The sequence below is a fragment of the Paraburkholderia sediminicola genome, assembly GCF_046026895.1.
GTDB classification, from domain to species: Bacteria; Pseudomonadota; Gammaproteobacteria; order Burkholderiales; family Burkholderiaceae; genus Paraburkholderia; species Paraburkholderia sediminicola_C.
In genome coordinates this window covers 1-12270 of the sequence record NZ_JAQQEU010000002.1, presented here as the reverse complement: position 1 = coordinate 12270, position 12270 = coordinate 1, and the positions used below count along the sequence as shown (strand labels likewise).

The window sequence follows — 12270 nt, the reverse complement described above, 5'->3', positions numbered from 1 at the left end:
GTGTTGCGGTTGATCTACCGTTCGTTTCAGCAGTCATTCTGGTCTGTCCTGTTTAAGATGATGCACTGCCCGCCCGGTCATCTCCATAAACGGGCTGTGGCACAAAAGTCAAACGCACGCCACTATGCGGCGAGAATCCTTCACATGGGCAAGGAATGGACCAAGTCTGGCTCAGGTCGCTATGTCGTTGATTATTCAACATTTGTCAAACGCAGCAACGAACGCTGCGTTTCAGAACTGAATTCTGGAGTTCAGTTTTGGTTTTACTCGAAAGCCGAAAGACTATGAGTATCGGTGCTGGCACCGTCGAGGTTGCACAGGGTTGAAAGGCCGATGCGCGTCGGCATCCAACGAACGCACCGCACGGTGCCCGCCGACCAAGGTCAATCAATTTCAGCTTGCGCATCATCGCTACCCGGAATCTACCGGGCGCTGTGCGATACGTGGCGGCGGAACCCCGTTTTCGGTCGCATGGCGCCTATTGCCCAGCGCGAACTATCCCGCCCAAAGGCAAAGCCGCGCGCATTGCAAATGGCGCGGTATTAGCAACTATCGCGAGCGGCGCCGCTCTGGATATACGACGGCATAGGAGAGCTGATCGGGTCTTCCTGTCCGATCAAGCCCCCTTCGACATAGCTGCGACCAATAACCACCGACTCGTCGAGATCAGCACCGCATCAGCCGGGTCGGCATACTGAAAGTGCCTCGCCGGAGATTCCCTCGAGGAACGGCCGGCACAGAAATAGAGCCGTTGCCGCGATCGCTTCCGCTCTCGTTTAGACGGCCTTGCGCAGGAAGCCCTGCGTAGCGCCCTTGCGGTTGGGCGCGAAGCCGTTGGCCAGCAGCGTCTCTTCCACTGTGTCGTAGAACACGCCGATCTTGCTGATCTCGCGTGCCTCCTGGGCGGTGGCGACCTTGCGGCCGAACTCGCGCGAGATGCGCACCAGTTGCTCGATCTGCTCAACCGTGCTCATCTTATTCGTGCGCGACTGGTTCCAGATGTTGTCCTCGATGCCGCAGCGCACGTGCAGGCCCATCGCAATGCCCATCATGTTGACTGGCAACACGTTGCGCATCGAGCTCTCCACCGTCAGCACCGCGCCATCAGGCGTGGCACGTACGAAGTTGGCCAGGCTGTAGATGTTCGGTGCGTCCATGCCGCCGCCGATGGCCACCCAGTTCATGACCAGCGGGCCCTTGTAGACGCCGCGCCGGATCAGGCGCTCAACCGATTCGAAACTGTTGATGTTGTAGCACTGGAAGGCGCTCTGGATGCCGGCCTCGTTCAGGCGGCGGATGTGCTCCTCGGCCCAACCGGGCTGCGCCGGCACCGTCATCTCTTTGTAGGCGTTGTAGACCTCAGGGTCCGCCATCGAAGTTCCCTTGACGTCGTCATCCTCCCAGTGTTCAACCACGTTCATCTGCGAGGTGTTGATCGTCACCGTGACCTGGTCGGGCTTGGGATCGAGCTCGGCCAGCATGTGGCGCGTATCGTCGCTCAGCCATTTGGCCGCGGCACCTTCGTTCTCCGGCGCGAAGCTGATCGAGCCGCCCACCTGGATGATCATCTCGGGCACCGCATTGCGCACGCCCGCGATCAGTTCGTTGAACTTCGACAAGCGCTTGCTGCCCTTGCCGTCGAGTTCGCGCACATGCAGGTGCAGCACGGTAGCGCCGGCGTTGTAGCAATCCACCGCCTTCTGGATCTGCTGCTCCATCGTGACAGGGATGTCTTCGGGAAAGTCGGACGGCACCCACGACGGCGCATAGGGCGCGGCCGTGATGATGAGGGGCTGCTGGTTCTCGGTATAGAGAGAGCCGTCGAGAAAGTTCATTGTATGTCTCCAGAGGCAGGTTAGGGGGAACGAAGGAAATCGCGGGCTGTGTCTGATGAACCCGGCGCTCAGCGCATGTCGTCGAAAATTCGGACGCGACAAGAGCGTCGCTGCATCACGATTCGTTTTCCAGGTTGTTTGGCGATCTACGCGTCCCGCCCGCTGCGTGTCAGACAGACGTAGACGCAACGGGCGATGAAACACTGCAGCGACAATACGGCAATCCACCAATGCGGTTTACGTTTTTGGTGACATTGTTTTATGAATTGGCGCCACTAAGCGTTAACACTGGCTCCGCGCATGGGTTGCGAACCGGAAAAAAGAAGGTCGAATGCAACCCTCAGTGTCTCGCGCATGCGTTGCACGAAATTCAGGTAGTCACGCCAACCGGAATTGTTGATTTCTCCACCAGGCTTCGCTCGTGTACGGCCGCCTCTTCGAGCAGGATGGGAGCCGCAAGACTCATCGCATGAATGCCAAGCACGGAAACGCACTGCAGTACCGCTGTGATCTCTTCCCGGGTCGCCCCCAATTCGAGCGCCTTCCGTATATGACGTCGCACGCCTGGTCCATACATGTGCGTACAGGAGGCGTCGACGGCAATGGCGAGGAATTCGACCGTCTTCGGGTCCAGCACCCCCGAAGTCATCGGCGCCATCGCCATAGCCATGAATTTTTCAGTCCAGGCAGGATCAAGTTCCGCAAAGGGCTGCCACTGCGCGTTCCAGTTGCCGCTTACGCGTAGCGCGTCACAAACAGGTGTGGCAATTGCGTCCTTGATTGTCATTTGCATGCCTCCAGTAGGGGATCAACATGTGTCGCATGCCGCCGGATTTCGCGCGGGCGTCGTGCAGCGCTATGGCCTCAGTCTAGAAAGCCGCCCGCCTCTCCGCTTGACATACTGGGACAGTTGCTTATCCTTATTGGCCACACCCGGAAAGACCCTGATGCCGAGACTCGTTCGCAGTGCCAGCCTGACTCACTACGCTGAAACCGCTCGGGCGGCGGGCCTTGATCCGTATCGCCTGATTGCCGAAGTGGGATTGCCTGCTGCCAGCCTTGCCGAGTCCGATCTGAAGATTCCAGCCGACAAGGTCGCGCTGCTGCTCGAAATGTCGGCTCAGCGAAGCGGCGTTGAGGCGTTCGGGCTGACCATGGCCGAGTCGCGGCGCGCGTCCAATCTGGGCCTGCTTGCGCTCTACGTACGCGACGAGCCCACGCTGCGCCGCGCACTCAACGCTGCCGCGCGTTTTCGCCATCTTCATAACGAGGCGTTGTTTCTCGCGCTTGAGGAAGAAGGTGACGTCGCAATCATCCGCGAGGAGTTGCTAGGCGGCAGCGTCGTGCCGGTCAGGCAGGTGACAGAAGTGGCCGTGGCCGTAATGGTCCGCCTGCTGCGGTTCTTTCTCGGCGATGACTGGAAACCGAGGGCTATCTGCTTTACGCACGACGCACCACGCGATCGCGCCGCCCATGTCCGCGTTCTACGCAGTAGCCTCAAGTTTGGCCAATCGTTTTCGGGCATCGTGTGTGACGTCCACGATCTCGACCTGCCCTTTCCCGCGGCCGACCCGGTGATGGGCCGATACGTCCGGCGACTTCTTGGCAGTGTCGATACCGCGGCTGATGCCCCATTGTCGGACGAGGTGCGCAAACTGGTGTTCCTGCTGCTGCCATCCGGCCGCAGCTCGAACGACACTGTCGCGGGACAGCTCGCGATGAGCCGTCGAACGATGCACCGCCATCTGGCCAAGGAAGGGATGAGCTATATGTCGATTCTCGACGCGGTACGGGGTGAACTCGTGCCGCGATATCTGGAGCGCCGGGAACGGCCGCTCTCCGAGATATCGAGCCTGCTTGGCTTTTCCGAGCCGAGTGCCTTCACGCGATGGTTTCGGTCGAAGTTCGGTTGCTCCCCTACCGAATATCGTGAAAACAAAGCGCGGTAACACCGATATCGGCTAAACGCCGGCATTGGCGACGCGCCTGTGCGCAGCGCGCTCGCGCCTAATCCAGCCGGAACACATCGACCGCCCGCGCCAGCAGGTCGGTCTGTCCGTGTTGGTGCCCGACCTGTTCCACGGTGTCGGCCACATGGGCCGCATTTTCCCGGATCGCCTCGTCGATGCCTGCGATGTTGTCCCCCACCTGATCGATGCCCTTGCGCTGGGCTCCCGTGGCCGTCGCCATTTCATGAACGATGGCGGAAAGCCGCGTGACGCTCTCCAGCACTTCGCTCATGGTATTGCCTGCGCGTTCAACGAGCCCATTGCCGGTGCGAGCGCGATCGACCGACTCACCGATAAGAGCCCGAATCTCCTTCGACGCCGTCGCGCTTCGCTGTGCAAGGGTGCGCACTTCCGCGGCCACCACCGCGAACCCACGCCCCTGGTCGCCTGCCCTTGCTGCCTCGACAGACGCATTGAGCGCGAGAATGTTCGTCTGGAAGGCAATGCTGTCGATCACCCCGATGATGTCGGTAACGCGCTCGCACGAACTGTAGATTTCACCCATCGTATCGATCACAGCAGTTATCGCCGCGCGCCCTTGAGTGGCAATGTCGCTCGCCGAAGCCGCCAGCGTACTGGCCGCCGTCGCGTGATCTGCGTTTTCGTGCACGCTTTGCTTGAGTTGCTCCATCGCCGCCACGACGCCCTCAAGAGACCGTCGCTGCTGCTCAGTGCGATCCGACAGAACGAGGTTGCGCTCACTGATGCCGGCGACGGACCCGGCGACTTCTCCCACGCTGTCGCGCACCTGCAGCAGCGTTTTGCGCACGGCCCCGAGGGCGGCGTGGAAAGATCCCGCCACTTCGCCATCCGGCCGTGCTGTCTTGTCACTCAATGTAATGTACCCGGACTCCCGACCGATGCCGTGAGCCATTGCAGCCAGCTCGCCCGCCTCGCGGGCGTCACGCTCCTGACGAATCGAGATTGCCGCGAGGAACAACGCCTGCAGCCACAGAAATGCCCAATGCTGTGCCACCACGTCAAGTCCAGTCTGGGTGAATGCGATGACGCCCCAGCCCCACTCCTGGAAATAGTTAAAGGCCAGTTGCTGGAGCGACGCGACTGCAGTGGCCAACAGAATGACCCGAACGTCACGGTAAGCCAGAAGCAGCGACAGCAGAATGAACACTACGAAGTGAAACTTGTCCTGGCCGTGCCCGAGGTCGATCATCAGCGCGGCACCGCCCATGAATGTAATCGCCGAGACAAGCCGGGTCGTCAGATGCCCCGGCATCGCGAACGCCATGAGGGTCGACACAATCGCAAGCGGCAGCCCGCCCACGAGCACACGCAGCCCATTTCCAAAATACAGGCCGATACCGAGCGACGCCGCCAGCAGGATCCAGTTGACCGCCGCGCACGCGCGGTCGGCGCGCACGCGAGCGGCGCTCAGTGGAGATTCAATCACCGACGCCGTACGCTGCGGCGTCCGTTGGCCACGCTTTGCGCTGGCATGGCTGTTCGACGCTGCGGCAGTGCCGCCCAAGAGTCTGGTGGACATCACGTATCTACTCCTTTGGTTCTGACTGTTCGATGTAATTTCAAGCAGCGCGCTGGTAGTACAGACTTTGCGGATGGTGAACCTGGGCGAAGAAGAACCAGCGCTCGGCAAGCAGCCCCGCGTACGGAATCACGCATGCCAAAACATGTCCGGGTCAACCCTGGCCATGACTGAATCAACCCGAAAAATAGTAATCGGATATTGTTGATTTCACAACTTGATATTTGTGATATCTTCCAGATTCCGCTCTTACGATTCGTGGAACCCAATCCTTGGGCTGCGTCGCGTTGACGCAATCGCGCCCGGATGAGCCGACGCTGCGCGCCGCCGTGAGAGGCGTGATGCACTCTGGTAGACCCAATATGCTTATCCATCTGTTTGACCTCCAATCGACCCTTCAGACCACCGACGGCATGCGTGTCGATCGTGACCGCGCCGGTGCCGCCACCCTGATTCGCCGGGCGAGCGACCGCGCCGGATTGAGAGTCGTCGACGTTCAGGGCTACATGTTTCTCGCCGACAGCGCCGGTACCTTGTCGTGGTTTAACCCGCTTGCACAGGACCAGCACGCCAAGACCCTGTTTGATGCCATGCGCTTTACTGTGAGCGGCCGCCTGCTCACGCGCAGGGTGGTGTCACCAACAGGCGCAAGTGTCGGTGCAGTGTTCGCATCCGGCAAACGGTGGCGCAAGACGGTCGTCGAATTTGCCGCATCCCATCCGGCTTCGCACCGTACAGTTGGGTGGACGGCCACGCCGGCTGGCCGGCCCTCACCAGACGCTCGGAGCCGTGAGCCGGGTTTGTTCTAGTTGATACATCAACCACATCGATTGATAATTCTTCTTTCTACGTTCGGACGGTTTCGCGTGCACTGCGTTGAGATCGCATTGAGAGAACGAAAAATGATTTTTATCCTGCTAATTGCCGCAACGCTGACAACCAGTATCGCGGGTTACCGGTACGTCGCATATCCCAATCGCGATACAGCGATTCAGGCCGCTTACTACCTTGGCCAGGAGGTCGGCATGGGCAGCGCGGATGCGCGCCTCACGTTCGAACAACGCTTCCGCGACGACGAGGACGCACGTCTCGCATACGCGCACGGGATGATGAGCGTCGAGCCTGCGAGCACGGACCACACCGCTATTCGCTGAAGCTGGCGCACGGGACAACGTCGGCGCAAAGTGCGTTACTTATGCATGAATCGCGGTGAGATTCAGCGCTCGATGTAGAGGCCCTTTTCACGCGCAAAGACGAAAGCGCGCGCATCAGATTGCAGCCGTAGCGTCAGCAGCCCGCACGTCACATGACTGAAAAGTCAGATCGTTTCAGGAGGCAACGCCGCCGCCAGGTATCCGGTGGGCGCTCCATCCTTGGCGGCAGGGACAGAGACCGGGTTTGGCTGGCCGCGACGAACAGCAGCCACTCGACTGCAGAAGCGCTTCATTTCAGCCGGGACGGCGGACCATTTGGCATCGCCCGACCATCGTCTAGCCGACTCGACTCCTTTCCCTTAGCGTCGCGAGCGGTCCGGTGTGGTTTTTTTGCGACTGCCCCACCGGGCAGGTAGGGGCAACAGGCAGATCCTGAAGGCCTTGGCGCGGAAACGAAAAATCATCATACGGAACACCTGGGTTTTCATCCGAAACGAGCCTGGATAGCATGATGAAACACGTCAGCGTCCCCAACGATTGGCGTGTGTGTTTGTTAGCCGCAGGATCGCCTGCGGCTTTTTTTTGCCGACGAAACCAGGCACCGACTGTAGCGATCGTCTAGCGACTGAACGATGCTTGTCATAGTCGGCAGCACGCGTACTCATCGCGCCTCGCGGAGCGACGTCGCCACCCTATCCGCGTAAGAAGCGAAGCCGGACTTAGACCGTCACGCCCCTCCCTGTGGGCCGGGCGGAAGGAGAGCCACGGTTCGGCCCTCGCTGTCAAGATGCGCCTCGCCCGATCGAAGCGCTTGTGGCAAAAACGCACATTGCATTTTTTGCGCCGACTACTCCGCCCAAACGATTGCTTATACTCTACGCACCTCTTCTTCGAGGCGCTTCGTATGCCGCAAGAATGGCTTGAATATCTCCAGCGACTTAGCTGGAACACTCCGATTACTTTGGCGCTGGCGTCAGGGGCAATCGGCTCGGTCATTACGCTCGCGTGGATCTCTGCAAGGGATGCCAGGGAGCGCAGGCGTCAGCGACGCGAAACCGCGTTGGAACTCGCGTTATCGCTGGAAAGCTACGCTCGAACCTGTCGCACGATGATGCACAAGGCCGCTTGGGCAGCCGCGGAGCCGGGCGGCCCCATCCGCCGCGAAGCCAGCAAGGGCGTGTGCCTCCCCGCCTTTGCCTATCCGGACAAGCTGCAGTGGCGCGTCCTGAGCCGCAGAGTCATCTCCGATCTGCGTGAGTATCCCGCTACGGTTCACTCGGCCCGCGAGTATGTGGACGCATTTCGGGAGTTCGGTGAGCCAATAGACCTTTGCGGTCAGGTTGAATACGAATGTGCGAAGGCAGCGAAGTGTGCTTTGGAGCTGGCTCGGGCCACGCGCCGCCGGCACGGGGCCGCGAAGTGGAAACCGGGTGCCAAAGATTCATCGATGGAGCGCGAACTGTCCGACTTCATCAAAACCGCCGAAGAAAAGCGCAAAGCGTCTCTCGATCTACTAACGGAGTCCACGGTGGGTCGGCGAGCGGACGCACAGCCGTTCAAACAACCGTTAAGCGCCTGAAATCTGGACGAAACTGGTGAGACCGACCTGTCAGGCGCCTCGCAATCCGAAACGGCCTTTCCAGTTCTGCCGTTGAGCGGCGCCACTTTTTTCAGTAGCGGGCGCGTGGATTGGCTATGCCGATCAAAGTGGCGAAAAATTCGTGGCTGAGAAACAGTCTCCTAACCGCCTTGCAATGCACGCTTCTTCGTTCGAGCCGTTCCCACCTATGACGGCGCCGCATGACTGGAATCGGGCCTTAAGCACGTATCGAGAAACCGCCCGCCGCGCGAAATGGCCACTCAGTTTCCATCGGTCGTAGAGTCGAAGGCCACGGGCGACCGAGCGTTACTCCGGCTGCTATGTCCGCACCACTGTGTCGGGCGATTTTTCCGACCATACGCTGGCGAGTGATGCGCACCTTCACACCTGCATGCAGGCACCCGTGGGTCTAATAATTGTGCCGTATTCGCCCCAGTATGGGGCCGTGGGTGTGTCCCGGACTGACACACGCGGTGAAGTAGATAAGCAACAAAAGATCGCTGTTGCACCAGACAGATTGTCGACCAACAGGCGTAACCGCAGCAGCATTCGTAGTTGAAACGTATATCTCAAGTTGAAAGACCATCAACCCGCATGCATCCATCAATTCAATACTCCTTGAAATATCGAAACGAATGGGCTATCGTTTCCGTCCATGGACTCAAACCTCGTTGTACGCGCACTGAGCGCGCTCGCCCATGAATCGCGCCTCGCGATTTTTCGGCTCCTGGTCGTCGCCGGCCCGGACGGTATGGCTGCCGGTGAAATCGCGCAGCAGGTTGGGCTTTCCCCCTCAAGCCTGTCCTTCCACCTGAAGGATCTGTCGCACGCGGACTTGGTGAAGCCGCGACAGGACGGACGGTTCGTCATCTACACCGCCAATTTCGATGCGATGACTGGGCTGATTGGTTTCTTGACGGAGAACTGCTGCGCCGGCGCAACCTGTGCCGCGAGCAACCTCTCCGACTGCTGCGGAAACGCACCATGAAGCGCAGGGCTATCCGCCTCGCATTTGAAAATCTGGGCGAACAATGGCCACTGCGAGCTCGATCGTCGGCCGCATGCAGCGTGGCGGGCGATCGTGAATATGCTTCGATAGCCGCTGGGCCAAAAATGCGCTTCATCGGTGAAAAGCCTGCAGAGCGATCCCATGAGCAGCATTGATACGGTCCGCAGCGGCACGCGCCCGGCGATCGGTTTTTTTGAGCGCTACCTGACCGTCTGGGTTGGCCTTTGCATCGTCGGCGGCATCCTGCTGGGGCAGGTCCTTGCCCCGCTCTTTCAGGCGATCGGTCGCATGGAAGTGGCGCAGGTCAATCTCCCGGTCGGCGTACTGATCTGGGTGATGATCATCCCTATGCTGGTCAAGGTGGATTTTGCCGCCATGACCCAGGTCAGAAGCCAGTGGCGCGGCATCGGCGTCACGCTGTTCGTGAACTGGCTCGTCAAACCTTTTTCGATGGCCATGCTTGGCTGGATCTTCATCCGGCATGTTTTCGCGCCGTGGCTTCCGGCCGGTCAGGTCGACAGCTATATCGCCGGCCTGATCTTGCTGGCCGCTGCCCCGTGCACCGCAATGGTGTTCGTGTGGTCGCAGCTCTGCAAAGGCGATCCGTATTTCACGCTATCGCAAGTTGCGCTGAACGACACCATCATGATCGTCGCCTTCGCGCCGCTCGTCGCGCTGCTGCTCGGGCTGTCGGCCATCACGGTGCCGTGGGATACGCTGATTATCTCAGTGGGTCTCTACATCATCATCCCGGTCGTACTCGCGCAACTGCTGCGCCGCTCGCTGATGGTGAAGGGCGAGACGCATTTTCACCGGACCATCGCACGCCTCGCCCCGTATTCGATCAGCGCGCTCCTCGCGACGCTCGTGCTGCTCTTTGCGTTTCAGGGGCAGGCAATCGTCAAGGAGCCGCTCGTCATTGGCATGCTCGCGGTGCCGATCCTGCTTCAGGTGTTCTTCAACTCCGGACTCGCGTACCTGTTGAATCGGCGGCTCGGCGTCGCACATTGCGTCGCGGGTCCATCGAGTCTGATCGGCGCGAGCAATTTCTTCGAGCTTGCAGTCGCCACCGCAATCAGCCTGTTCGGCTTCCATTCAGGCGCGGCGTTGGCCACGGTGGTCGGCGTGCTGATCGAAGTGCCGGTGATGCTGCTCGTGGTCGGCGTCGTCAATCGCTCGCAGCACTGGTACGAAGCAAAGCATAGTGTCAAAGGACAACAGATATGAGCGTTACGATCTATCACAACCCGGATTGCGGCACGTCGCGCAACACGTTGGCCATGATCCGCAATGCCGGCATCGAGCCGGAGGTCATCGAATACCTGAAAACGCCGCCGCGTCGGGACACGTTAAAGGATCTGATCTCCCGCGCCGGCCTCACGGTGCGCGCCGCGCTGCGTGAAAAGGGCACGCCTTTCGCCGAACTCGGTCTGGCCGACCCCTCGCTGAGCGATGAACAGTTGCTCGATGCGATGCTGCAACACCCGATCCTCATCAATCGCCCGTTCGTTGTCACGCCACTGGGCGTCCGGCTTTGCCGGCCTTCCGAGAGCGTGCTCGACATTCTGCCCGCCGCGCAGAAGGGTGCATTTGCGAAGGAGGATGGCGAACGGGTTGTCGACAGCAAAGGACGGAAGGTCAGCGAATGACGCAGGATCTACCCAACGTCAGCGGTCCGCACCTCGACACGCCCGATCTGCACAAACTCGAACCGCGTGCGGTTTCCCAACACGCTCCGCGGATCCTGCTGCTCTACGGCTCGTTACGTCCAACGTCGTATAGCCGCCTTCTCACGTTGGAGGCCGAACGCATCCTGCGGCATTTCGGCGCCGAAACGCGGGTCTTCGATCCACACGCCCTGCCGCTGGCTGACAGCGTCGCGGCCGATCATCCGAAAGTAGTCGAACTGCGCAAACTGTCGGAGTGGTCGGAAGGACACGTATGGTGCAGCCCGGAGCGTCACGGCACGCTAACGGCTGTCTTCAAGAACCAGATCGACTGGCTGCCGCTCGAAAGTGGCGGCGTTCGTCCGACACAAGGCCGCACGCTCGCGGTGATGCAGGTGTGCGGCGGATCGCAATCGTTCAACGCGGTCAACGCGCTGCGGGTGCTCGGCCGCTGGATGCGGATGGTGACCATCCCCAATCAGTCGTCGGTGGCGAAGGCCTATCAGGAATTCGACGCCGCTGGCCGGATGAAACCTTCGGCTTACTACGACCGCGTCGTCGACGTGATGGAGGAGTTGTACAAGTTCACGCTACTGGTGCGCGACCGCTCGGACTACCTGACCGATCGCTACAGCGAGCGAAAAGAGGCGCATCCGGAACACGCCAGCACCCTGGCGGCCGCCGCCATGCATCAGGAAGCGATGAGTGCGAATTCGGACACGGATGACAGCGAGACGGAGTGACCGCGACAGGTCCGGGGCGGCATCCCGGCAGAGGCTCGCAGCCACGGACATCTCTTCTCCGGGCACTCTGTCGCGATGCTGCTTGTGCTACAGGCGTTGATCGCTTTCGGTTTCGGTATCCCTATCAACGCTTGAAGATGACCGTCGCTGTAGCGAGGTCGATCGGAGAGGATGTATGTTGGTGGACAATCTTCCACCCGTCGCGGTTTTGCCTGAGCGTCGCAGTCAGCCGATTGTCCATCGAGCGCAGCTCCACGCCATCCGCAGTAACGGCTTTGTATGTCACGAAGGCGTGAACAACCGCGAGGTCCTGGGTGACGGCCGTTTGCAGGTCGAAGAAATCCACGATAACGCGTTCCGTGCCCAGCGAGCCGAACCACCCCACCGCCATTTCCCGCCAGGACGCAATGCCGTTGTACGACCAGACACGCCACATGTCGAAGACCAACACGTCCGCGTCGTACAGCGCGACGAACGAGTCGACGTCTTTTGCGAATACGGCAGCTTGGTAGCCGTTCAGGACTCGCAGGATCGGATTGTCGAGTTTGTCCACTGTGTTTTCTCCTGAATCAGATGGCGATGGCGGCTAGAACCCTGGCGCGAGCAGCAAATCCGAGGCTCTTGACCGGTGATTTCAAAGCAACGACGATCGACAAGCCGCCGCATCGACATCCAACAGGAATAAATCTGCCTATGAGATTGAGGTCGGCCCAGACTGTGTCAAAACGGCTGGTCAGTGGGAATTGACGAAA

13 protein-coding genes are annotated in these 12270 nt (G+C 60.2%); 8 read left to right on the top strand and 5 right to left on the bottom strand.

What is annotated here, in order from left to right; translation table 11 throughout:
- Window positions 1-776 precede the first annotated feature (776 nt).
- Both PQR02_RS02040 and PQR02_RS02035 read right to left on the bottom strand, forming a co-directional pair.
- Window positions 777-1835: a beta-keto acid cleavage family enzyme gene (locus tag PQR02_RS02040; RefSeq protein ID WP_408225193.1), complete on the bottom strand. Its 1059-nt coding sequence runs from the start codon at window positions 1833-1835 to the stop codon at window positions 777-779.
- A gap of 370 nt (window positions 1836-2205) precedes the next feature.
- Window positions 2206-2622 carry a carboxymuconolactone decarboxylase family protein gene (locus tag PQR02_RS02035; protein ID WP_408224715.1) on the bottom strand — a complete coding sequence of 139 codons (417 nt, stop codon included), beginning with the start codon at window positions 2620-2622 and terminating at the stop codon, window positions 2206-2208.
- Window positions 2623-2650: 28 nt separating this feature from the next.
- On the opposite strand from PQR02_RS02035, the gene PQR02_RS02030 reads away from it, so the two are divergent.
- Entirely contained in the window at window positions 2651-3784 is a 1134-nt protein-coding gene (locus tag PQR02_RS02030; RefSeq protein WP_408224712.1) for an AraC family transcriptional regulator, read from the top strand.
- 58 nt (window positions 3785-3842) lie between these two features.
- On the opposite strand, the gene PQR02_RS02025 is transcribed toward PQR02_RS02030, so the two are convergent.
- Window positions 3843-5345, bottom strand: coding sequence for a methyl-accepting chemotaxis protein (locus tag PQR02_RS02025; protein ID WP_408225190.1), 1503 nt, complete (start codon window positions 5343-5345; stop codon window positions 3843-3845).
- 362 nt (window positions 5346-5707) lie between these two features.
- On the opposite strand from PQR02_RS02025, the gene PQR02_RS02020 reads away from it, so the two are divergent.
- The 7 genes from PQR02_RS02020 to arsH all read left to right on the top strand — a co-directional run bounded on the left by PQR02_RS02020 (window position 5708) and on the right by arsH (window position 11518).
- Entirely contained in the window at window positions 5708-6154 is a 447-nt protein-coding gene (locus tag PQR02_RS02020) for a hypothetical protein (protein ID WP_408224709.1), read from the top strand.
- Between the two features lie 93 nt (window positions 6155-6247).
- Window positions 6248-6499: a hypothetical protein gene (locus PQR02_RS02015; RefSeq protein WP_408224706.1), complete on the top strand. Its 252-nt coding sequence runs from the start codon at window positions 6248-6250 to the stop codon at window positions 6497-6499.
- 904 nt (window positions 6500-7403) lie between these two features.
- Window positions 7404-8078, top strand: coding sequence for a hypothetical protein (locus PQR02_RS02010; RefSeq protein WP_408224703.1), 675 nt, complete (start codon window positions 7404-7406; stop codon window positions 8076-8078).
- A gap of 676 nt (window positions 8079-8754) precedes the next feature.
- Window positions 8755-9087, top strand: a complete 333-nt coding sequence (locus PQR02_RS02005; protein WP_408224700.1) for an ArsR/SmtB family transcription factor — start codon at window positions 8755-8757, stop codon at window positions 9085-9087.
- 162 nt (window positions 9088-9249) lie between these two features.
- Complete coding sequence (arsB, locus tag PQR02_RS02000; RefSeq protein WP_408224697.1) at window positions 9250-10335, top strand: ACR3 family arsenite efflux transporter; 1086 nt, start codon at window positions 9250-9252, stop codon at window positions 10333-10335.
- Window positions 10332-10757, top strand: coding sequence for an arsenate reductase (glutaredoxin) (gene arsC / locus PQR02_RS01995; RefSeq protein ID WP_408224694.1), 426 nt, complete (start codon window positions 10332-10334; stop codon window positions 10755-10757). Before arsB ends, arsC begins: the two co-directional genes overlap by 4 nt.
- A complete protein-coding gene (gene arsH, locus PQR02_RS01990) occupies window positions 10754-11518 on the top strand; it encodes an arsenical resistance protein ArsH (RefSeq protein ID WP_408224691.1) in 765 nt (254 codons plus the stop codon). Before arsC ends, arsH begins: the two co-directional genes overlap by 4 nt.
- A 124-nt stretch (window positions 11519-11642) precedes the next feature.
- Here the strand turns inward: arsH and PQR02_RS01985 are convergent, their stop codons facing one another.
- Both PQR02_RS01985 and PQR02_RS01980 read right to left on the bottom strand, forming a co-directional pair.
- Complete coding sequence (locus tag PQR02_RS01985) at window positions 11643-12071, bottom strand: YybH family protein (protein ID WP_408224688.1); 429 nt, start codon at window positions 12069-12071, stop codon at window positions 11643-11645.
- Window positions 12072-12087: 16 nt separating this feature from the next.
- The coding region (locus tag PQR02_RS01980; RefSeq protein WP_408224685.1) for a hypothetical protein at window positions 12088-12270 on the bottom strand (183 nt) is incomplete at its 5' end.

Bases quoted from the DNA above. Each gene is read 5' to 3' on its own strand.
- PQR02_RS02010 (WP_408224703.1), top strand. From the start codon at position 7,404: ATGCCGCAAGAATGGCTTGAATATCTCCAGCGACTTAGCTGGAACACT.
- PQR02_RS02040 (WP_408225193.1), bottom strand. From the start codon at position 1,835: ATGAACTTTCTCGACGGCTCTCTCTATACCGAGAACCAGCAGCCCCTC.
- PQR02_RS02020 (WP_408224709.1), top strand. From the start codon at position 5,708: ATGCTTATCCATCTGTTTGACCTCCAATCGACCCTTCAGACCACCGAC.
- PQR02_RS02005 (WP_408224700.1), top strand. From the start codon at position 8,755: ATGGACTCAAACCTCGTTGTACGCGCACTGAGCGCGCTCGCCCATGAA.
- PQR02_RS02025 (WP_408225190.1), bottom strand. From the start codon at position 5,345: ATGTCCACCAGACTCTTGGGCGGCACTGCCGCAGCGTCGAACAGCCAT.
- PQR02_RS02035 (WP_408224715.1), bottom strand. From the start codon at position 2,622: ATGACAATCAAGGACGCAATTGCCACACCTGTTTGTGACGCGCTACGC.
- arsH (WP_408224691.1), top strand. From the start codon at position 10,754: ATGACGCAGGATCTACCCAACGTCAGCGGTCCGCACCTCGACACGCCC.
- arsC (WP_408224694.1), top strand. From the start codon at position 10,332: ATGAGCGTTACGATCTATCACAACCCGGATTGCGGCACGTCGCGCAAC.
- arsB (WP_408224697.1), top strand. From the start codon at position 9,250: ATGAGCAGCATTGATACGGTCCGCAGCGGCACGCGCCCGGCGATCGGT.
- PQR02_RS02015 (WP_408224706.1), top strand. From the start codon at position 6,248: ATGATTTTTATCCTGCTAATTGCCGCAACGCTGACAACCAGTATCGCG.